Origin of the sequence: Micromonospora sp. CA-111912 (assembly GCF_050948415.1) — a bacterium.
Classification (GTDB): domain Bacteria; phylum Actinomycetota; class Actinomycetes; order Mycobacteriales; family Micromonosporaceae; genus Micromonospora.
Genome location: NZ_CP192007.1, coordinates 3,120,925 through 3,142,495, shown reverse-complemented (window position 1 = coordinate 3,142,495; position 21,571 = coordinate 3,120,925). Strand labels below are relative to the sequence as shown.

Genomic DNA, 21,571 nt, shown 5'->3' with positions numbered 1-21,571 from the left:
CTACGGTCGCAGAAGGCTACCGCAGCGGGTGCGCCTCACCCCTTCACGCTGCCGGCCAGGCCGCCGATGAGCTGGCGTTCGGCCACGGCGTAGAAACCCAGCGCCGGCAGCATGGACAGCACCACGTACGCGAGCACCTGGGCGGTGTCGTCGGCGTACTGGCCCTGGAAGGCCTGGACCCCGACGGGAAGGGTCCACCAGCTCTGGTCGGTGAACACGACCAGCGGAAGCATGAAGTTGTTCCAACTGGTCACGATGGCCAGCACCGACACGGTGGCCAGGGCGGGCCGGGCCATCGGCAACAGGATCCGCCAGAAGAACCCGAAGGGGGTGCACCCGTCGAGGATCGCGGCCTCCTCGACCTCGCCGGGGATGGTGCGGAAGAACTGGCGCAGGATGATGATGGTGACCGGCAGCCCGAACGCGGCCTGGGGCAGGATCACCCCGAGCGGGTTGTCCAGCAGGCCCAGGCCGCGCAGCAGGACGAACAGCGGCAGGATGGCCACCGCGAACGGGAACATCAGCCCGACCGCGAACAGGGTGAACAGCAGTTCCCGGCCCCGGAAGGCGAAGCGCGCGAAGACGAACGAGGCCATCGCCGCCGCGCCGACGACGACGAGGGCGCTGGTCACGGCGATGAGGACACTGTTGCCGAGCTGTCGCCAGAACACGCCGGAGGCGAGGATGCCGGTGTAGTTCCCGGTCACCCAGGGGTCGGGCCAGCCGAGCGGGTTGGTGGAGAGCTGCCCGTTGTCCTTGAACCCGCCGAGCACCCCGAACCAGACCGGTACGACGATGAGCGCGCCGACGGCGACGCAGACGAGGTGCAGCACGAGGCGGCGGGCCCGCAGGGCCGGGTTCGCAGGGCCGGTCATCAGAAGTCGCGGCGTGGAAACCCGGCCGTTCAGGGCCGGGAGGAAACGCCGCTTCCCCCTCTCAAAATTGGGGCGCACACAATGGACTGATAGGATGTGAATATGGCTGGTGGGGTGGTGAAGCGGGCATACAAGTACCGCTTCTACCCGACCCCCGAACAGGCCGACCAGTTGAACCGCACCTTTGGATGCGTTCGCCTCGTCTACAACAAAGCACTTGACGAACGCACCCTCGTTTACGCCACCGAAAAACGGTCCATGACCTATGCGGAATCGTCGGCGGCGCTCACCGAATGGAAGAAGACCGAAGATTTGGCCTTCCTTGGTGAGGTGTCCAGCGTTCCGCTGCAACAAACCCTGCGGCATCTGCAGGCCGCCTACGCGGCGTTCTTCGCCAAGCGGTCCCGCTACCCGCGTTTCAAATCGAAGCGCAGGTCCCGGGCGTCGGCGGAGTACACCCGGTCGGCGTTCCGCTGGCGGGACGGGCAGCTCACGTTGGCCAAGCAGGTCGACCCGCTGAACATGGTGTGGTCTCGACCGCTGCCTGAGGGTGCGGAGCCGTCCACGGTCACCGTGTCTCGTGACGCCGCCGGTCGCTGGTTCGTGTCCCTGCTGGTCGAAGATCCGACCGTCCAGCCGCTGCCGCCCACCAACACCGCGGTGGGGGTGGACGCGGGGATCGCCTCCCTCGTCACCCTGTCCACCGGAGAGAAAGTCACCAACCCGCGCCATGAGCGCGCCGACCGGCGCAAACTGGCCAAGGCACAGCGGGAACTGTCCCGCAAGGCCAAAGGCTCCCAGAACCGCGCCAAAGCCCGCGTGGAGGTGGCCCGGATTCATGCACGTATCGCCGACCGGCGGCGGGACCACCTGCACAAGCTGTCGACTCGACTCGTCCGCGAGAACCAAACGGTCGTGATCGAAGACCTCAGCGTGCGGAACATGCTCCGTAACCATTCGTTGGCCCGCGCCATCTCCGACGCGGCATGGTCCGAACTGCGGGGCATGCTGGAGTACAAAGCCCAGTGGTACGGCCGTGGACTGGTCACGGTTGACCGCTGGTTCCCGTCGTCGAAGCTGTGCTCGGTGTGCGGTGTGCTCACCGAGTCCATGCCGCTGGCTGTCCGTGAGTGGACCTGCCGGTGCGGTGTGACGCATGACCGGGATGTGAACGCAGCCAGGAACATTCTCGCCGCCGGGCTGGTGGAGAGCTGAAACGCCTGTGGAGGGCTGGTAAGACCCGAACCGTGTAGGCGGTGAAGGCGCGGCCCAGCGAAGCAGGAACCCCCTCGGGTGACCGAGGGAATCCCCGCCCTTCAGGGCGGTGGAGGATGTCAACGCTGGACTCCTTGCGTGGTGATCGCGCCCTCGGTGTCGCGGCGCATGACGACGCGCTGGTAGAAGAGGGCGAAGACGAGACTCAGGACGAACATGACGATGCTGATCGCGCTGGCGTAGCCGACCTCGAAGCGGCGGAAGCCGTACTGGTACATCGTCACGGCCATGGTCTCCGAGGAGTGGATCGGGCCGCCGCCGGTGAGCACCCAGACCATGTCGAACAGCTGGATGGTGCCGATGACCGACAGGAACACGCTGATCCGGATCGTCGGTCCGAGCAGGGGCAGGGTGACGTACCGGAAGGCCTGCCAGGAGCTGGCGCCGTCGGTGGTGGCCGCCTCTAACAGTTCCTTGGGGATGCCCTGCCGGGCGGCCAGGAAGAGCATCATGTACAGGCCGAAGTACTTCCAGGAGACGACCATGAAGACGGCGACCAGCACGGTGTCCGGGTCGGCGAAGACCGCCCCGGCGTCGGCGCCCAGCCACCGCGAGATCGCCTCGCCCAGCCCCCGGTTGGGCGAGAAGACCAGGGTGAACAGGACCGCGGTGGTGACCTCGGAGAGCACGTACGGGGCGAAGAAGACCAGCCGGTAGACGCCGCGACCCCGCAACGGCTGGTTGAGGAGCATGGCCAGGCCCAGCGCAGCGGGCAGCTGGACCACCAGGGACAGCACGATCAGCACGAGTCCGCGCCACAGGTCACCGCGGAAGGTCGGGTCGCCGAAGGCGCGGGTGTAGTTGTCCAGCCCGACGTAGTTCTCCGGCAGCCCGAAGCCGTTCCACTTGTACAGGCTGGCGTAGCTGGCCACCACGATCGGGGCGATGACCAGCAGCAGGAAGAGCACCAGGGACGGGGTCAGGAAGGCGGCGAGGACGCCCCGGTGGCCCGGCCGGGGCCGGCGACCGCGCCGCCGCGCGGCACCCGGCCCCGGTGCCGGTGCCGACGGGTCGGTCGCCCTGCCGCCGTGCCACCTGTGCGACACGGTCGATGGCCTGGTCATGCCTGCTCCACTCCGTTCTCGCAACCGGCGACAGGTCGGTGGGTGGTGGCCATGCCTACTGGCTCTTCGCCACCGTGGTGATGTCCTTGACGATCTGCGCGGGCGTCTTGGCGCCGGCGATCAACTCGGCGACGCTGTCGTTGACCTGCTGGCCGACTGCGGGCGGGTACGCCTGGTCGAGGTAGAGCTGGAAGCCGGTGGCGCTGGCCAGGCTCGCCGCGACGACCTTGTTGTTGGGGTCGGAGATGGCGTCGGTGGCGTCCCTGACCGTCGGCAGCACCGCGCCGGTCCTGGCGGCCCTGCGCTGGTTGTCGGTGCTGAGCAGGGTCTTGAGGAAGTCGACGGTCGCGGCGGGGGCGTCCTTGCCGACGGCGAAGCCGTTGCCGCCGCCGAACGCCTCCGAGGCGGAGCCCTTGCCGCCGTCGACGGCGGGGAACGGGAAGAAGCCGAGCTTGTCGCCAAGGCCCTTCTTGCCGGTGGAGGCCGAGGCCTGCACCGACGGGGCCCACTGGCCCATCAGTTCCATGGCCGCGCGACCGTTGCCCATGGTGGCGGCCTGCCCGTCCGGTGAGCTGTAGTCCGCGCCGAGGAAGCCCTTCTGGAACGGTTGCAGGTCGACCAGTTCCTTGAGCCGGTCGCCGGCGGCGACGAAGTCGGGGGTGTCGAAGTTGTTGTCCTTGGCGGCCTGTTGCAGGGCGCCGAGCCCGCCGATGCGCATCGCCAGGTACGCCCAGTAGTAGTGGGCCGGCCACTTCTCCTTGCCGGCCAGCGCGATCGGAACGGTCCCGGCGGCCTTGAGCCTGCGGACCGCGTCGAGGATCCCGGCCCAGGTGGTGGGTGCGGCGGTGACGCCCGCGGCGGCGAAGAGGTCCTTGTTGTACCAAAAGCCGACCATGCCGACGTCGAACGGGACGCCGTAGATCTTGCCGTCGACGGTGAACGGCTGCACGGCGGCGGGCAGCAGGCCGCCGATCCAGGGCCGCACGTCGTCGGTGAGATCCTTGACCAGGCCCGCGTCCACCTGCTGCTTGAGCACGCCGCCGCCCCAGGACTGGAACAGGTCGGGCGGGGAACCGGCCTGGGTGGCGGTGGTCAGCTTGGCCTTGAACGCCTCGTTCTCCAGCGGCTGGACCTCGACGGTGACGTTGGGGTGTGCGCCGTGGTACTCCTGGGCCATCGCCGCCCACACCGGCAGCATCGGCTCGGTGTTCTGGATGTGCCACCAGTTGACGGCCTGCGGAGCGTCCGGGTCGCCGGACTCCCCGTCGCCGCAGCCGGTGAGCAGATAGGTGCCGGCACCGGCGCCGACGAGGCCGAGCAGCGTTCTGCGGGAGAGGTGCGCGGTCATGGTCCATCCCTTCGGGGACTCACGAGGTGCTCGGATGCCGATCCAGCCGGCAGGCATCGAGCGCGGATCTCCGGAACTTTCGGTGCTTCGACCGGTATTACCGATCGATGGCCGGCACGCTACGACGTAGCTTCCACCCGGGTCAAGGGGTCTGTCCTATGGCGACACAAACGGCTACCGTGGTCGGCATCCACCGAGACTCCGGGTCGAAACATCCGGAAGTTTGCCGAGAGCCGCACCAGAGGAGCCGACGTGTCGACCGAGACCGCTGACGTGGCGACCGCTGCCCGGTCGATCCGCAACCCCGTCCTCGCCGGGTTCCACCCGGACCCGTCGATCCTGCGGGTCGACGACGACTACTACCTGGCCACCTCGACGTTCGAGTGGTATCCCGGGGTCCGCGTGCACCACTCCCGGGACCTCGTGCACTGGCGGGCACTGGGCGGGATCATCACCGAGCGCCGCCTGCTCGACCTGCGCGGCTGCGGCGACTCCAACGGGGTGTGGGCGCCCGACCTGTCCCACCACGACGGCGAGTTCCTCCTCGTGTACAGCGACGTGGCCAGCTTCGCCAGCGGCTACTGGGACCCGCAGAACTACCTGGTCACCGCCCCCGACATCGCGGGCCCCTGGTCGGATCCGGTGGCGCTGCACGGGCGCGGCTTCGACGCCTCGCTGTTCCACGACGACGACGGCTCCAGCTGGCTGCTGAGCATGAGCGCGGACTGGCGACCCGGGCGCGACCGCTTCGCCGGCATCGAGATCCAGCGCTACGACCGGGCCGCGCGGCGCCTCGTCGGCCGGCCCCGCCTGCTGTTCACCGGCACCTCGGTCGGGCTCACCGAGGGCCCGCACCTGTACCGCCACGACGGCTGGTACTGGCTGGTCACCGCCGAGGGGGGCACGAGCTGGGAGCACCAGGTCACGGTGGCCCGGTCCCGCGAGCTGTTCGGGCCGTACGAGGTGGACCCGGCCGGGCCGTTGCTGACCTCCGTGGGCCGGCCCGACCTGCGGTTGCAGAAGGCCGGCCACGGCAGCCTGGTCCGCACCAGGCACGGCGACTGGTACCTGGCCCACCTGGTCGGTCGCCCCTACACCCCGCTGGGCAACTGCGTGCTGGGCCGGGAGACCGCGATCCAGCGGGTCGAGTGGGCCCCGGGGGGCTGGCCCCGCGTACCCGGGGGCGTGCCGGCGGACGAGGTCCCGGCGCCCGATCTGCCCGCGCACCCGTGGCCGGCCGATCCCGCCACCGACCACTTCGCCGCCGCGCAGCTCCACCCGGGATGGTCGACGTTGCGCCGGCCCGCCACCGCGGACTGGGTGGACCTACGGACCCGCCCGTCCCACCTGCGGATCCACGGCGGGCAGTCGCCGGTGGGCCGGCAGACCCCCAGCCTGGTCGCGCGACGCGTCGGCGCGGCGCGGTGCTCCCTGGAGACCGTGGTCGAGTTCGACCCGCTCGACCACCGCCAGCTGGCCGGGATCACCGCCTACTACAACACCCTCAACTGGCACCACCTCTACCTGACCCGCGCCGACGACGGCCGGACCGTGCTGGAGCTGCTCAGCTCCGACAGCGGGCGGCGCACCCCGTACCCCGGGCTGACGGTCGACGCCACCGGCGTCGCCCGGGTCGGGCTGCGGGCGGTGTTCGACGGGCCCGTCGTGCGCTTCTGCTACGACCTCGGCACCGGCTGGCAACAGCTACCGGTGGACCTCGACGCGACGATCCTGTCCGACGAACACGCCGCGCTGATCATCGACGGGGAGCCGGCGGCCTGGGGTTTCACCGGGGCGTTCCTCGGCCTGTGGGTGCAGGATCTCGGCGGGGACGGCGGCTACGCCGACTTCGACCTGGCCACCTACCGGGAGGACTGACCGGCGGCCCGGGTCGCCGACCGCGGAAGGGACCACCCTTCGCGGCTGCCGCATCGGCGCGGGCCCCGGGTGACCGGGACCGGGCGACGCGCAGCCGACGACCGCCGGGCGGCGGCTCCGGTGCGGGTACGAGCCGAGGCTCAGCCGACCGCCGCCGGGGCTGCACGGTGGGCCGCCTCGTCGCGGTGCCGCAGCACGAGGTCGGCGGCGACGGTGACCCCACCGGCCTGCCGCATCCGCTGGCTGAACAGCTCCGCCCGTTCCCGGAACGAGTCCTCGCTCAGCAGTCTCCTGAGCTTGGCGAGGATGTCCTCGACGTCCAGGGGGTCGGTCAGCTCGACGGCCAGCGCGAAACCGCTGTCGACCGCGCGCACCGCGCCATCGGGACAGTCCAGCCAGAACGGCATCATCAGCTGTGGTGTGGCGAAGTAGATGGCCTCGTGGATGGCGTTGGCGGCACCGTGGTTGAAGAAGACCCGCACGTGCGGGTGGGCCAGCACCCGAAGCTGGGAGGGCAGCCACTCCTCCACCCGAAGGTTGCCCGGCAGCCGTGCCGCGGACGGGAGGAGGCGCTGGTGGTCCGCGGACAGCTTCCAGAGCACGGCGTGCTCCGGCCCGAGCCGCTCCGCGACCTCGACGACCGCCCGCACCTGCGCCTCGGACGGTCGCATGATGGTGCCGAACCCGACGTAGACCACTGAGGGATGGTCGTCCAGCCAGCGGTTCAGTCCGTCGTCCTGCCCGACCGGCGGCAACTCCCTGGGCACCACCGGACCGAGCATCCGCAGGGTCGCCGGAGCGGTCTCGAACGGGTACTCGAAGCCGAAGACCGTGTACGACATGAGCGCCACGGCATCCCCGAGGTAGTGCGCCGGTCGCATCTCCGGATTACGCAGACCGGCTTCCTTGCGATGGGCCATGGCGACGATGTTCCGCCGTAGCCGGTCCGGCTCCACGAACGCCCGCACCATCCTGCCCCGGAAGCTGGCGTTGGCCGCCTGCTGCTGGGGCGTCATCCGCTGCGGCAGCCCGGAGAACGGGGCGGGATAACGGGGTGGCAACAGCTCCTGGAGGAAATTGGACGGCGGCGTCGAGATGCTCACCATGAAGGGCACCTGCCGGGTCTGCGCCGCGTCCATCGCCCAACTCGCCTGGCTGTCCACCACGGCCAACGCCGGCCCGACGTCGTCGATGACCTCCAGGCAGCGCAGATAGAGCCGCTGTATGTGGTCGTAATCGGTGCAGACGTCGATGTACCGAACGAACCTGACCGCCCGGTCGCCGCTGGTCAGGGCCTGATATGTCGCGTCGTCCCAGGTCTCCGGTGACGACTGCGGGAGGGCCTCGCCGAGCGAGACGAAAGTGACCTCACCCGGGCCGGAGAGCGCCTCGACGTCCGCCCGGCGGTCCTCGGTCGACGCGAACCAGACCTTCTTGATACCTCGGGCCTTCAACTCACCCACGATACTGAGCAACGGGTTGAACAGACCGGCGCTGTTGTACGTGAATACCAGCACCGCTCTGTCGCACTCGTCTCCGGTCATGAACACCGTCCCATCCATCCTGCCCGACCTCGCCGTCCCACCCCCGAGAACGTCGTGCGGCGGCGGGCTGAGAGATTGCCACTCAACGGCCTTCCGAACCCTAACATCGCTGCATTCGGATGCAGCTATATCGAGGCCACGGGATAGTGGTGCGGGCCGCCGCCCACCGCACCGGCGGCTTGTGGGCGGGAACATTGTTGAACTTCGGCCAGACCATCAAGACCGGATCTGCGCGGCCCCCACCGGGCACGGCTGTGCCCCAGGAGGCAATGCCGACGTCGCCAGACCGACTGTCGTCACACACGGCGACGAGGCTTCGAGTCTCGAGCGCCGGGTTGTCGAAGGGTGACGGAGCGCCAACAGCCTCGGCTCCGAGCGCCAGCAATACGTATTGCTGGCGCAAAACCTCTTGACGAACTGCGGCCTACCTCGGCAAACTCCTCGCCAAGTGCATCCCGGCAATACGAATTAGTGATGGGACCCGGCATGGCGGGAGCGCCGACGAATCACGGCGGAAGAATCACTCAGCGTGACATTGCCCGTAGCGCGGGAGTGAGCCAGACGACCGTGTCGCTCGTTCTGACCAACAACTCCGAGGCGGCATCGCGCATCGCGCCGGCGACGCGCGAGCGGGTGCTCAAAGTGATCCGGGAGACGGGTTACGTCGCCGACCCGCTGGCACGCAGCCTGCTGCGGCAGCACAACCAGATCCTCGGAATCTTCACCTACGAGCCGGTCTTCCCGGCCGGCAGCGCCGACTTCTACCACCCGTTCCTACAGGGCATCGAGGCATGCGCCGAAAGCCTCGGCTGCGACCTGCTGCTGTTCACCAGCGCGCCGGTCACCGACGGCACCCGACGTATCTTCCACGAGAACAACCGGCTCCGCCTGGCCGACGGCTGTGTCCTGCTGGGACGCGAGACCCCGCGGGAGGAGCTGACCCGACTGGTCCGGGAAGGGCACGCCTTCGTCTCGGTCGGCCGGCGCGACGACGTCGACATCGACGGGACCGCGCCGGCCCGGGTGCCATGCGTCGGCGCCGACTACGCCGGCGCCACCAGCGAGCTTGCCCGTCGTGCCGTCGCGTTGGGGCACCGCCGAATCGCGTACGCCGGCTCGGGCGAGGGCGTCGAGTCCGCAGTCGACCGGCTCGGCGGGCTGCGGGCGGTGGCGCAGGATGTGCTGCACGAGCGTAGCGCCGGCCGGGACCCGGCGGACCTCCTCGCGGCGCTCCTCGCGGCCGGCGTCACCGCCGTGTTCTGTGAGCTTCCGGCAGACGCGGTGGCCCTGCACTGGGCAGCGCTGGCGTGCGGACTACGGGTGCCCGAGGACCTGTCGCTGGTCGGACTCGGCGAGGAGGACGGGCCGGGCACGCTCGAACCGCCCCTCACCTGCCTGCGGATCCCCCGCCGCGAGATGGGCTGGCAGTCGGTCGAGGTGCTGGTCGACGTTCTGCACGGCACCAGCGACGACCACCAGCGACTGCTGCCCTGCGACCTGGTCCCAGGGCAGACGCTCGGTCCACGGCAGATCTGATCCGCCCGACGAACCGAACGGCCACGCCAGCCGTTCGACGCACGAGAACGAAGGGAAGCAGGTAGCACGGACCCGGGGCGCTGGTAATCGGCAACGCCGTCACCTCCCTCCCGTGGGTCACCCAACGGCCCGCCCCGGCCACCCTCGCCGGGATGGTCATCGCCCTGGAAAGGAAAGCCCCGTGAGAAGACGTACCCTCCTCGCCGCCGGTGCCGGCGGTCTTGCCGCCGTGGCCCTCGGTGCGCCCGCCCTCGCCACCACCGGCAAGCAGCAGGCCAGTGCCGCCCGAATCGCCCTGGTGCCCCTGGACGACCGGCCCGTCAACACGTACTGCTCAGTGATGACCGCGGCCAGCGCCGGAGTGACGCTGCAGCTGCCTCCGGCCGAGCTGCTCGGCCGGTTCTTCGTACCCGGCGACGGCGCCGCCATCGCCGACTGGCTCGGCACCCTCCGCGTCGACGCCTACGTGATATCGGTGAGCATGCTCGCGTACGGCGGCCTGGTCGCCTCGCGGACGGCCACCCCGACGCCGGAACAGGCACGCGCCAACGTCGCCTCGATCAGGGCCCTGCGTGCCGCGCAGCCCAACGCGGTGATCGAGGTCCACGACACCATCCAGCGACTGGCCCTCACCTCGACCGGCACACCACTCGACGCCTACATCACCGCGCTGGTCACCTGGGCCAAGCTGTACGACCAGGTGGAGAACCTGGGTCAGGAGCAGCTGCGGACGCAGCTGGACAAGGCCCGCGCCGCGATCCCGGACGGGATCGTCGCGGACTACCTGGCCGCACGCGCCCGCAATCACGAGATCAACCGCCTGATGGTCGAGTGGGTGGCCGACGGCACCATCAGCCACCTCGTGTTGTCCGAGGACGACACCGCGCCGGTCGGCCTGGCTCGTGCCGAACGGGTGGCGCTGGAACAGCTCGCCACCGAACTCGGCGTCACCGACCGTGTGGAGATCTTCCCTGGCGCCGACGAGGTCGATGCTCTGCTGGTAGCCCGGGTGATCGCCGCCGGCACGGCACCCACCTACCGGATCGAGTACGCCGGCATCTCCGGCGAAACCTGGACCGCGGCGCTGGAGGGTATCCCGTTCGCCGAGAACATCCGGCGACACGTGCGCTCGGTCGGCGGCACCGTGGTCAACGGCAAGGCCGACATCGTGCTCGCGGTCAACACACCGTCGGCGACAGCTGCAAAGCGGGGCGCCGACCTCGACGCCTTCGTGTCCCGGATCGACGCGCTCGTGTCGTCGGGCACGCAGGTCATCGTCGTAGACCCCGTGATCGTCAACAAGGCCGACCACGAACTGGTCGCGCGGATGGAAGCCGGTCTCGACCTGGCCGCGCTGCTGTCCTACTCCGGCTGGAACACCGGCGGCAACGCGCTCGGGCTGGCGCTGGGGCACGGCACCGCGCGTTGGGCATACCTGCGCCGCTCGACGTCCGGCTTCGGCGTGCCGGCGATGACGGCGCCGGGCCGGGCGCACGCGGCGTACCTGCTCTACCGGTTCGTCAAGGACGACCCGTGGAAGAACATCGTGCAGACCGAGGCGTACGCGCACGCCCGCGCCCAGGGCTGGAACCCCCTGAGCCTCACCGCGGAACAGAAGTCCTACTTCGACGGCTGGGTACGGGAACGGCTCGAGCCGATCACCCGGCGATACTTCGCCGAGCACTTCGCCGGCCACCAGATCATTCTTGGCCGGCGTGGCGCACGAACCTTCACCGCCAAGCTGTCCGCACTGGACAGCGTCCGCATCGACCTGCCCTGGGACCGACTGTTCGAAGTCACGCTGGAGCCGACTGTCAGCTTCAGGTAACCCGTGTGTCGGGGCCCGGCGTGGATGCCACGCCGGGCCCCGGCCGCCCGGCGGCCCTCGGTCGACGCACCCAGACCTTCCGGATGCCGCGCATGCGTACGGGGACAAGGCTCGTCCGGCCGGACCGGTCAGTCCGGCGGTGGCGCGAAGGGGCGGCGGCGGGGCTGACGCAGCTCCCAATCGGCCGGACAGAGGTACGCCCACGCGGCGGCCGTCACCGACCCGTGCGCGGGGACGGCGCCGCCCCAACTCAGCGGGCGGTCGGCGACGTGCCGCAGGTAGCGTTCGAAGACGGCCTGGAAGTAATACTGCGAATCGGCCCGCCAGAGCGCGTGCGGTTGCTCACGCATCCAGGAGCAGGCGGCGTCGCCCTCGGCGATCAGGTCGCCCTCGGGCGGCAGCACCGGCACCGGGGCGTCGTTGCTCGGGTCGCCGTACTGCTTGAGGTAGGCCAGGTACCCGTCCTCGTCCCGGGGATGGAGGACGTGGACGCCGAGCACGGCGACCGGGCCGGCGAGGACGCCGGCCACGGCCAGACCCAACGCGATCCGCACCCGCACCCGCACCCGCACCCGCACCCGGCCATGGTAGGCCGCCGGGAACCCTGACGTGGGCCCCGCTGCGGCCGGATCCCGGCGGACGACGCACGGGAGCGGGCGGCCCCGGCGGTACCTACGCGGGCTGGGGCTCCCCGCCCCGACTGATGCGCAGGGTCAACACGTCGGTGCGAACCGTGATGTGACCGTGGAACAGCGCCGCGTCGTCCACCCCGTAGCCGATCTGGGTCGCGGTGACCAGCGGATGCCCGAGCGCCACGCCGAGCCGGGCGGTGGATTCCTCGTCGGCGAGCACGGCGGCGAGTTCGATCTCCGCCCGCCGCACCGGCATGCCGGTCGCGCTGGCCAGGAACTCGAACATGTCCAGGTCGATGCTGACCAGCCCGGACGGGTCGAGGTCCCGGCCGGCGAAGCGCAGCGGCAGATGATCCCGGATCCAGGCAGCCGCGACCCCGTCCACGGCGAAGAGCCGGTCGACCCGCCACACCGGCGAGCCCGGCTCCAACCCGAGCACCCGGGCGCAGTCAGCCGGGCACTTCGCCCGGCTGACCGCCGCGTCCTGAAGCGTCGGCCGGTGGCCCGAGGCGGTGATCCGGTCCCGCAGCGCGGTCACGTCACCGATCGACACGGGCACCCGCTCGCCGCCGTCGTGCACGAAGGTGCCGATCCCCCAGGTGCGGGTCACCACCCCCTCGCCGGCGAGCTGACCCAGCGCCTCACGCACGGTGGCCCGGCTGACCTCCAACCGGTCGGCCAGTTCCCGCTCGTTGGGCAGCTTGTCGCCCGATCGGAACTCGCTACCGATCAGCTCACGCAGCCGACCGTGCGCGGCCTGTAGCGCGGTCTCGCGCCGAACCATCCGCCCCACCTCTTCGCTCCCCGCCGCCGGCCGCGGCCTACGGAGTTTAGTTCGTCCGTGCCCGCCCGATGAATCGGCCGGCGGGGCACTACCAGACCTGTTCGAGCACCCGGACGGTGTTGCCGCCGATCACCTTGGCGATCTCGTCGTCGGAGTAACCGTGGGTGACCAGCCACCCGACGATGCTGCCGAACGCCTCGCCCGGATTCTCCACCCCGGACACGTACTCCACCCGGGGGTGCTCCGGCCGGTTGCCGGCGTCGTGCGCGTAGTTGGCGGCGTAGGTGTTGTGCACCCCCACGTGGTCACCGAACATGGTGTCCGGCCCGAACGTGACATGGTCGATGCCGACCAGCTCCACGCAGTACGTGAAGTGGTCCATCACCGACTCGATCGAGTGGTGCGGGTGCTCGGCCGACAGGGTGGTGTGCGGGGCCGCCTCGATGCCGATCACGCCACCGCGCTCGGCGCAGGCCCGGATCACCTCGTCCGGCTTCATCCGCGAGGTGTCCCACACCGAGCGGGCGCCGGCGTGGGTGATGAACACCGGCACCCGGCTGGCCTCGACCACGTCCAGCGAGGTCTGGTCGCCGGAGTGCGAGATGTCGATGGCGATGCCCAGCTTGTTCATCCGGTCCACCGCGCGCCGACCGAAGTGGGTCAGCCCGCCGTCGTGCCGCTCGGAGAGGCCGCCACCGAGCATGTTGGCCTGGCTGTAGGCGATGCCGAGCTGGCGCACGCCGAAGCCGTAGAGGATGTCGATCCGGTCCAGCTCGTTCTCGATCGGGCTGGCGCACTCCAGGCCGGCGACGAGCGCCAGCCGGCCGTCCCGCTTGGCGGCGTGGATGTCGGCCAGCGAGGTGGCCAGGAAGACGTGGTCCTGCTTGTAGAGGTCACTCATCCGCATCCCGAGGGCGTAGACGAGGTCGTTCCACTTCCAGCCGTTCTCACTGGTCACGCAGGAGGCCCCGGCCATGAAGTTGTCGAACACCGCGGTCAGGCCGGAACGGGCCAGCCCCTCGTAGCCGGTGCGCTGGCGCGCGGTGCGGTTGTACGTGCGCAGCTCGCGGACGTCCTCGGGCAGGACCACCGGGTGCTCGTGCAGGGAGATCGCGACGTGCTCGGTCAGCAGCCGGGTCACCCGCTCGCGCTGGGCGTCGGTCAGGCCGAGGTCGTGCTCCGGCACCCGGCCGACTTCCCGCGCCAGCTCGAACACCCGGTAGTCCGAGTGCGGCTCCAGGTACGAGTAGGACCTGTGCCCCTGGTACCGGGGGGCGGGTTCTTGCAGCAAGACACTCTCCTTCGGGACGGTCGCCGGTCGGTTACGCGGCCAGCGGGAAGTGGCAGGCAACCGGGTGCACTCCGGCGGCCAACGGCGGTTCGGTGGTGGCGCAGGTCTCGGTCGCCTGCCAGCAGCGGGTCCGGAACCGGCAACCCGAGGGCGGGTTGACCGGGCTGGGCGGGTCACCGGCCAGCAGGACCCGTTCCCGTTGCCCGCGTCCGGCCGGGTCAGGCACCGGCACGGCCGAGAGCAACGCGCTGGTGTACGGGTGCCGGGGCGTGTCGTACAGGCTCGCCTCGGGGCCGGTCTCCACCAGCTTGCCGAGGTACATCACCGCCACCCGGTCGGAGATGTGCCGCACCACGGACAGGTCGTGGGCGATGAAGACGTACGCCACTCCCAGCTCCTCCTGGAGTCGTTCCAGCAGGTTGACCACCTGGGCCTGGACCGACACGTCCAGCGCGGAGACCGGCTCGTCGCAGACGATCACGTCGGGCTGAAGGGCCAGCGCCCGGGCGATGCCGATGCGCTGGCGCTGCCCGCCGGAGAACTGGTGCGGGTAGCGGTCGAGGTGCAGGTCGGCGTCGAGGCCGACCAGGTCGAGCAGGTCCCGGATCCGGTCGAGCCGGCGTCGCCGGTCCAGCACGTCGGGGTGGATCTCGAAGGGTTGGAGCAGGATCTCCCGGATGGTGCGCCGGGGGTTCAGCGACGTGTACGGGTCCTGGAGCACGATCTGGATCCGCCGACGCAGGGCGCGCAGTTCCCGCCCCTTGGCCGCGTGCACCACCGACTCGCCGAAGCGCACCGCGCCGGAGGTGGGGTGTTCCAGCCCGACCAGCATCCGGGCCAGGGTGGTCTTGCCGCAGCCGGACTCGCCCACCACGCCGAGCGTCTCGCCCCGGCGCAGGTCGAAGGAGACTCCGTCGACGGCCTTGACCACGCCGCCGGAGGTGAACGGTATCCGCCCCTTGAGCGGGAAGTGCTTGACCAGGTTCTCGACCCGCAGCACCACGTCATCGCCGGGTGGCACTGAGCACCTCCTCATGGTGGTGGCAGGCGCTGGCCCGGTTGGCGGGCAGCACCTCCAGCAGCGGCAGGGACGTCCGACACTCGTCGGTGGCCCGGGGGCAGCGCAGGTGGAACGGGCAGCCGGCGGGCAGCCGGGCCGGGTTGGGCGGGGCGCCCGGAATCGCGTAGAGGACGTCGTCGCGCCGGTCCACCCGGGGCATCGAGGCGAGCAGCCCCTCGGTGTACGGGTGCGCGGGGCCGGCGAAGATCTGCTCGACCGTGCCCTGTTCGACGAGCCGGCCGGCGTACATCACCGCCACGTCGTCGGCGACCTCGGCCACCACCCCGAGGTCGTGGGTGATCAGCAGCAGGCCCATCCCGCTGTCCCGCTGGATTTCCGCGAGCAGCTCCATCACCTGGGCCTGCACGGTCACGTCCAGGGCGGTGGTGGGCTCGTCGGCGATCAGCAGGTCCGGTTCCAGGGAGATGGCCAGCGCGATCATGATGCGCTGCCGCATCCCGCCGGAGAACTGGTGCGGATAGTCCCGGATCCGGTCCTTGGCGGCCGGGATCCGGACCCGGTCGACCAGTTCGACGGCCCGGCGGCGGGCGTCGGCCCTGGACATGCCACGGCGGACCCGCAGCACCTCCATGATCTGGTGCCCGACCGTGAAGACCGGGTTGAGCGCGGCCATCGCGTCCTGGAAGACCATGCCGATCTCTTCGCCGCTGACCCGGTCGCGCTGCTTGCGCGGCAGGGTCAGCAGCTCCCGGCCGTGCAGCCGCACCGCGCCGCTGATCCGGGCCGGCGGCGTGTCGAGGATGCCCATCACCGCCTGCGCGGTGACGCTCTTGCCGGAGCCGGACTCGCCGAGGATCGCCAGGGTCTGCCCGGCATCGACCCTGAGCGTCACCCCGTTCACCGCGTTGATCGGCCCGGTCGGGCCGGGGAACGCGACCCGCAGGTCGTCGATCTCCAACAGGGTCATCGCAGCACCCCGGCTTCGGCGAGGAAGTCGCGCACCACCCGCTGGAACAGCTCGGGCTCCTCCAGCTGCGGCGAGTGCCCGGACTTCTCGAAGACCACCAGCCGGCCGTCGGGGACCAGGTCCGCGATGACCTGCGAGGCCGCGACCGGGGTACGCCAGTCGTGCCGGCCCACGGTGACCAGGGTCGGGCAGGTGATCGAGGGCAGCTTCGGCTTGAGGTCGTAGTGGGGCATGTTCTGCCCGAAGGCCGCGTTGTGGGTCCGGTAGTGGAACCGGGTGGCGGCCAGCTTCGCCTCGTCCTTGGCCGGGTCGTGCTGGTGGTCGTACAACGGCAGGATCGCCCGCCAGTACTCCCGCAACTGCTCGTTGCTGGCGAACCGGCCGGTGCCGATCCGCTCGATGACCCACTCCGGGATCATGGATCGCTCCGTGTTGCGGGCCCGCTCGACCGCGAGGTGGTCGTGGGCGGTGTCCGCGGCGGTGTCCCGCAGCACCAGCGCGGAGACCCGGTCCGGGTGGGCGACGGCGTACTCCAGGGCGATGAACCCGCCGTAGGAGCCACCGGCCATCACGATCTTCTCGTAGCCGAAGTGCTCCCGGATGGCGTCCACGTCGGCCACCCACTGCTCGTGGGTGAACGGCTCGTCGTCGCTGGACTCGCCGGACCCCCGGGCGTCGAAGACGATGACCCGCATCCGGTCGGCGAACGGGCCGAAGGAGCGCTTCGGCTCGTTGCGCGAGCCCAGGCCGGGAGCGCCGTGGTGCACGATCATCGCCGGTGCGTCGGTCGGGCCGAACGCCTCGACGACCAGTTCCGCGCCGTTGATCTTCATCGGACCCCCTCGATGACGTTGGATGCCAGGTCACGCGGGTAGCTGGTGAGCCGGCGCGGGCCGGCCTCCCGTACCAGGACGGTGTCGGAGATGCGGTAGCCGGCGTGACCGGGGACGTAGACGCCCGGCTCGCTGGAGAGCAGCATGCCGGGGGCGAGCACGGTGTCGTCGCCGTCCTCGACCCACGGCGCCTCGTGGTTCTGCAACCCGATGCCGTGCCCCTGCCGGTGCCGGATGTAGTCGCCCAGCCCGTGCCCGCGCAGCACGTCCAGGCAGATCCGGTTGACCTCGGCGCAGGTCCGGCCGGCGATCATCGCCTCGGTGCCGACCTCCTGCGCCTCCCGGTCGGCCTCGTAGTAGCGCGCCTGCTCGGCGGTGGGCTCACCGATGACGAAGGTGCGTTCGCTCTCCACGAACCGGCTGGCGACCGCCGCGCCGAGGGACAGGATCAGCGTGTCCCCCGGCTGGAGCCGCCGGCGGGTCGGCAGGCCGTGCGGCAGGGCGGAGTTCGGGCCGGCGTAGACCAGCCCGCCGGCCAGCTTGGTGGTGTAGACGACCAGGTCGTACTGGGCGTACATCCGGTCGGTGCCGTACCCGATCACGTGCCGGGCGATCTCGTCCTCGCGGGGCAGCGGTCCCCCGCCGGCCAGCACCTCCTCGATCAGCGCCCGGCCCGCGCCGAGCATCTCGTCGCAGATCCGCGCGGCGGCCTCGTGGAACGGGATCTCCTCGGGGAACTTGCGCAGCCGCAGCCGGGCCACCGCGTCGGTGGTCTCCAGGGTGGCCCCGGCGATGGCCAGGGACAGTGCCCGGAACGCGCCGACCGTGATGCCGGCGCTCACCCCGATCCGGCGGACCGGGCCGTTGGGGCGGGACAGCGCCGCGGCGAGGGTCTGCTCGGCGGTGACCACGCCCGGGTACTCGAAGTAGCTGGCCGTGGCCACCTGGACGCCCTGCTGGGCGGCGTACTCCTCGTCGAGCCGGGGGATGACCAGCAGCGGGTCCCCCGCCCGCGGCATCCAGAGGTAGACGGGGCGTTCGGTGGCGATGTAGAAGAAGCCGCTGAGGAACGCGACGTCGGCCGGTGAGGTGGCCAGGAAGCCGTCCAGGCCACGCTCGTCGAGCGCCTCGGCGAGCCGGGTCCGGACGCTGGTGTAGAAGCTGTCGGGCAGTCGCATGGTCAGCCTCCGTTGCGGCGGGGGTCGCGGGTGTCGTTGAACCGCATGCCGGCGACGGTCGCCGAGAGCACCAGCAGCAGGATCGCCAGGGACGGGAAGAGCGTCTGCCACCAGGCGATGGCGATCACGCCGCTGCGCTGGGCGTTGAGCAGGATCCGGCCCCAGGACCAGGCGTCCGGGTCGCCGAGGCCGAGGAAGCTCAGCCCGGCCTCGGAGATCACCGCCCGGGAGGCGGTGAGCAGGACGCTGACGATCACCAGCGAGACGACCGCGGGCAGGATCTCCCGGGTGACGATCCGCCAGCCGGTGGCGCCGAGCACCCGGGCCCCGTCGATGTAGGGCATCGCGCTGACGACCAGGCCCTGCGACCGGATCAGCCGGGCCACCTCGGGCCAGGCGAAAAACCCGATGATCATGGTCAGCGTCCAGACGCTGGGGCTGACCACCGCGGCCAGCATGATCATCAACGGCAGGGTGGGCAGCGCCAGCATCACGTCGGTGATCACCGTGGCGACCGCGTCGATCGGGCGGAAGTAGGCCGAGGCCAGCCCGATCGCGGTGCCCAGCACGATCGCGATCACCGAGGCGGCCAGGCCGATCACCAGGCTGGTCCGGGTGCCCCAGACCACCTGGGCGAAGATGTCCTGCCCGAGGTCGTCGGTACCGAACCAGTGCGCACCGGACGGCGACTGCAGCACATCCGAGCCGGCACCCACCGGCTCGTCGGCGATCAGCGGCGCGAAGACCGCCAGCACCACCATCACGAGCAGCACCAGCACCGACAGCGCCGCGGAGGGCTGGCGCAGGTAGCCGTACCAGGACCGCTTGACGGGGACCGGGGCGACCGGCGGCACCGTCTGCTCGGTCAGCACGGGGGCGCTCACGGCGTTCTCCCTTCGAAGGTGGCGGTCACAGTCGGATCCGGGGGTTGAGGACGGCGTAGAGCATGTCGGTCAGCGCGTTGGCGGCCACCACCGTGACGGCGAGCATGATGAACGCCCCCTGGAGCACCGGGTAGTCCTGCTGCCCGACCGCCTCGAAGATCAGCCGGCCGACTCCGGGATAGGCGAAGACCGTCTCGGTGAGCACCGCGCCGCCGACCAGAGTGCCCAGTTGCAGGCCCATCAGGGTCAGCGCCGGCAGGATCGCGTTGCGCAGGCCGTGCTTCCAGACCCGGCGCCGGGCCGACAGTCCCCGGGCCTGGGCGGCCCGGATGTAGTCCTCGCCGAGGACCTCGATCATGTTGGTGCGCAGGGTCAGCGCGTACGGGCCGAGTTGCACCAGCACCAGCGACAGCACCGGCAGCACCAGGTGGTGGGCCAGGCTCAGGTAGGCCGCCGCGCCCCGGGTGTCCGGGTCGATCGCCCCGCCGATCGGGAACCAGCCGAGCTGGGCGCCGAGGAAGACCAGCAGCAGCATGGCGACGCTGGGCACGAAGAGCGCGTGCCCGCCGATGCCGAGCGCCTGGAGCACGCGGTCCAGCCACTTGCCGCGGTGCACGGCGGCGGAGACGCCGATCGGGATGCCGACGGCGATGGTGATCACGAACGCGCTGCCGGCGAGCAGCAGCGTCCAGGGCAGCCGGTCGACGATGATGTCGGCGACCGGCTGGATCTGCCGGAACGAGATGCCCAGGTTGCCCTGGAGCAGCTCACGCAGGTATGACACGTACTGCTCCCACAACGGACGGTCCAGGCCGTACGTCTTGAGCAGCGCCGCCTGCATCTCCGGCGTCATGTCTCCCTCGACCATCAGGGCCGTGGGGTCCCCCGGCAGCATCCGGAGCAGGAAGAACGTCGAGGTGATCGCAATCCACACGGTCAGGACGGCCTTCAGTGCCCGGCTGAGCATGAAACGCGCCACGGGGGACCCCTCCTTTCCCTCTGGTTATCGGGTTACTTGACCGGGGTGACCTGGGCGAGCGAGTACGCGGTGACCATGCCGAGCAGGTCCGACGGCGACGGGGTGAAGCCGGTGAACTTGCTGGCGTTGTAGGCGAACCGGAAGTTCTCCACGTACAGCGGGGTCAGGTATGCCTGGTCGTGCACGACCTTGTCGAGGTTCTTGATCTTGGTCTTGAACGCCTCGGGGTCGGTGGTGCCGGCCGCGTCGTTGATCAGCTTGTCGATCTCGGCCGACTCGAGCAGGTTGTAGTTGATGCCACCCGGGTTGCTGGACAGGTAGGTGCTGCGCAGCTGGTCCATCGGGTTGTCGAACACGCCCCACTGCGAGGCGTCGATGTCGTACTCGCCGCTCTTGGTGCGGGACAGGAAGGTGTTCCGCTCGACGCACTCGTTCTTCAGCTTGATGCCGGCCTTGGCCGCGCTCTCCCGGAAGAGCTGCACCACGCGGGTCATGTTCGCGTTGGACTGGTCGCACGCCACGCCGAAGGCCAGTTCGTCGAAGAACCCGTCGTTGTTGGCGTCCTTGTAGCCGGCCGCGGTCAGCTTGGCCTTCGCCCCGGCGGGGTCGAACGCGTACGGCTTGACCTCGGAGTTGTCGTAGTCCGAGAAGACGGGCGAGATCGGGCCGGCCATCTCCTGGGCGTCGCCCTGAAGCACGGCCGAGATGATCGACTTGGTGTCGACCGACATCGACAGCGCCTGCCGGACCTCCTGGTCGGCCAGGAACTTGTTCTTCATGTTGTAGGTCAGGTGCGCGAAGCCCAGCGCGCCGACCTTCTCCATCTTGATCTTCGAGTCACCCTCGAAGGTCTTCGCCGCCGACACCGGCACCGGGGTGCCCATCAGGTCGATGTCGCCGTTGCGCAGCGCCAGCATCATCGTGTTCACGTCCGGGTAGACCCGGTACTCGACCTGGCTGACCGCGGCCTTGCCACCCGGGGCGAGCGGGTAGTTCTCGTTGCGCTTCATGACGTAGCGCTGGCCCTTGGTCATGCTGTCCAGCACGAACGGCCCGGCGCCGACCCAGTTCGAGTCGTTGGGGAACTTGGACAGGTCGCCGGCCGGCTCGAAGACGTGCTTCGGCACGACCGACATCCAGAACCCGACGCCCTCGGCGAACGGCGCGTACGGCTGGGAGAGCTTGAACTTGACCGTGGTCGCGTCCGGCGCCTCGATCGACTCGACCCAGGTCAGCTTCGCGGCGACGTTGCCGAGCTTGTACTTCATGATCATCTCGGCGCTGAACTTGACGTCGTCCGCGACCACCGGCTTGCCGTCGGTCCACTTGAAGTCGTCCCGCAGCACGAACACGGCGGTCTTGCCGTCGTCCTCGTAGCGGTACTCCTTGGCCAGTTCCGGCGCCTTCTTCGCGTTCTCGTCGATCCGCAGCAGGTGCGGGTACATCGCGTTGAGGATCCACGAGTCGGTCTTGCTCAGCGACTGCAGCGGATTGAAGTTGCTCACGTCGGTGGTGGTGCCGATCCGGAGCACCGAATCGCCCGGCGAGCTGCTGGAGGACGCGTTGTCCTCGTTGATACCGCAGCCGGAGACGCCGAGCGCGGCCACCACGCCGAGCGCGACGGCGAGGCGCCACCGACCCTTGACCATGCTTT

Annotated in this window: 18 protein-coding genes; 4 read left to right on the top strand and 14 right to left on the bottom strand. The window is 70.1% G+C overall.

Annotated features, from left to right (window positions below; all coding sequences use genetic code 11):
* Positions 1–35: 35 nt before the first annotated feature.
* Positions 36–875: a carbohydrate ABC transporter permease gene (locus ACQPZO_RS13025; RefSeq protein ID WP_433350078.1), complete on the bottom strand. Its 840-nt coding sequence runs from the start codon at positions 873–875 to the stop codon at positions 36–38.
* 102 nt (positions 876–977) lie between these two features.
* On the opposite strand from ACQPZO_RS13025, the gene ACQPZO_RS13020 reads away from it, so the two are divergent.
* On the top strand, positions 978–2,090 hold the full coding sequence (locus tag ACQPZO_RS13020) for an RNA-guided endonuclease InsQ/TnpB family protein (RefSeq protein ID WP_433350076.1): 1,113 nt from the start codon (positions 978–980) through the stop codon (positions 2,088–2,090).
* A gap of 119 nt (positions 2,091–2,209) precedes the next feature.
* Here the strand turns inward: ACQPZO_RS13020 and ACQPZO_RS13015 are convergent, their stop codons facing one another.
* Positions 2,210–3,214 (bottom strand): carbohydrate ABC transporter permease, encoded by a 1,005-nt coding sequence (locus ACQPZO_RS13015; RefSeq protein WP_433350074.1) that lies wholly within the window; start codon positions 3,212–3,214, stop codon positions 2,210–2,212.
* A 55-nt stretch (positions 3,215–3,269) separates the two neighbouring features.
* Entirely contained in the window at positions 3,270–4,562 is a 1,293-nt protein-coding gene (locus ACQPZO_RS13010) for an extracellular solute-binding protein (protein WP_433350072.1), read from the bottom strand.
* 252 nt (positions 4,563–4,814) lie between these two features.
* Here ACQPZO_RS13010 and ACQPZO_RS13005 point away from each other — a divergent pair, with 252 nt between their 5' ends.
* Positions 4,815–6,440 carry a glycoside hydrolase family 43 protein gene (locus ACQPZO_RS13005; protein WP_433350070.1) on the top strand — a complete coding sequence of 542 codons (1,626 nt, stop codon included), beginning with the start codon at positions 4,815–4,817 and terminating at the stop codon, positions 6,438–6,440.
* A 140-nt stretch (positions 6,441–6,580) separates the two neighbouring features.
* Here the strand turns inward: ACQPZO_RS13005 and ACQPZO_RS13000 are convergent, their stop codons facing one another.
* Positions 6,581–7,984: a glycosyltransferase gene (locus tag ACQPZO_RS13000; protein WP_433350068.1), complete on the bottom strand. Its 1,404-nt coding sequence runs from the start codon at positions 7,982–7,984 to the stop codon at positions 6,581–6,583.
* Positions 7,985–8,551: 567 nt separating this feature from the next.
* Between ACQPZO_RS13000 and ACQPZO_RS12995 the strand changes: the two genes are divergently transcribed.
* Both ACQPZO_RS12995 and ACQPZO_RS12990 read left to right on the top strand, forming a co-directional pair.
* Positions 8,552–9,520, top strand: a complete 969-nt coding sequence (locus ACQPZO_RS12995) for a LacI family DNA-binding transcriptional regulator (protein WP_433350066.1) — start codon at positions 8,552–8,554, stop codon at positions 9,518–9,520.
* A 181-nt stretch (positions 9,521–9,701) separates the two neighbouring features.
* Entirely contained in the window at positions 9,702–11,348 is a 1,647-nt protein-coding gene (locus ACQPZO_RS12990) for a DUF4127 family protein (protein WP_433350065.1), read from the top strand.
* Between the two features lie 128 nt (positions 11,349–11,476).
* On the opposite strand, the gene ACQPZO_RS12985 is transcribed toward ACQPZO_RS12990, so the two are convergent.
* The 10 genes from ACQPZO_RS12985 to ACQPZO_RS12940 form a co-directional block, all read right to left on the bottom strand.
* Entirely contained in the window at positions 11,477–11,926 is a 450-nt protein-coding gene (locus ACQPZO_RS12985; RefSeq protein WP_433350062.1) for a hypothetical protein, read from the bottom strand.
* A 94-nt stretch (positions 11,927–12,020) separates the two neighbouring features.
* The gene (locus ACQPZO_RS12980) at positions 12,021–12,764 is read right to left on the bottom strand and encodes a GntR family transcriptional regulator (protein WP_405109897.1); all 744 of its coding nucleotides are present in this window, start codon (positions 12,762–12,764) and stop codon (positions 12,021–12,023) included.
* Positions 12,765–12,852: 88 nt separating this feature from the next.
* Complete coding sequence (locus ACQPZO_RS12975; RefSeq protein ID WP_433350060.1) at positions 12,853–14,055, bottom strand: dipeptidase; 1,203 nt, start codon at positions 14,053–14,055, stop codon at positions 12,853–12,855.
* A 31-nt stretch (positions 14,056–14,086) separates the two neighbouring features.
* The gene (locus ACQPZO_RS12970) at positions 14,087–15,091 is read right to left on the bottom strand and encodes an ABC transporter ATP-binding protein (RefSeq protein WP_433350058.1); all 1,005 of its coding nucleotides are present in this window, start codon (positions 15,089–15,091) and stop codon (positions 14,087–14,089) included.
* Entirely contained in the window at positions 15,060–16,043 is a 984-nt protein-coding gene (locus ACQPZO_RS12965; protein WP_405109906.1) for an ABC transporter ATP-binding protein, read from the bottom strand. The genes ACQPZO_RS12970 and ACQPZO_RS12965 overlap by 32 nt, the downstream gene beginning before the upstream one ends.
* Positions 16,040–16,876 carry an alpha/beta fold hydrolase gene (locus tag ACQPZO_RS12960; protein ID WP_433350055.1) on the bottom strand — a complete coding sequence of 279 codons (837 nt, stop codon included), beginning with the start codon at positions 16,874–16,876 and terminating at the stop codon, positions 16,040–16,042. Before ACQPZO_RS12960 ends, ACQPZO_RS12965 begins: the two co-directional genes overlap by 4 nt.
* Positions 16,873–18,054 carry a M24 family metallopeptidase gene (locus tag ACQPZO_RS12955; protein WP_433350053.1) on the bottom strand — a complete coding sequence of 394 codons (1,182 nt, stop codon included), beginning with the start codon at positions 18,052–18,054 and terminating at the stop codon, positions 16,873–16,875. Before ACQPZO_RS12955 ends, ACQPZO_RS12960 begins: the two co-directional genes overlap by 4 nt.
* Before the next feature lie 2 nt (positions 18,055–18,056).
* Entirely contained in the window at positions 18,057–18,938 is an 882-nt protein-coding gene (locus ACQPZO_RS12950; RefSeq protein WP_433350052.1) for an ABC transporter permease, read from the bottom strand.
* A 25-nt stretch (positions 18,939–18,963) separates the two neighbouring features.
* Positions 18,964–19,917, bottom strand: coding sequence for an ABC transporter permease (locus tag ACQPZO_RS12945; RefSeq protein ID WP_433350050.1), 954 nt, complete (start codon positions 19,915–19,917; stop codon positions 18,964–18,966).
* A 32-nt stretch (positions 19,918–19,949) separates the two neighbouring features.
* Positions 19,950–21,566, bottom strand: a complete 1,617-nt coding sequence (locus ACQPZO_RS12940) for an ABC transporter substrate-binding protein (protein WP_433350964.1) — start codon at positions 21,564–21,566, stop codon at positions 19,950–19,952.
* Positions 21,567–21,571: the final 5 nt, after the last annotated feature.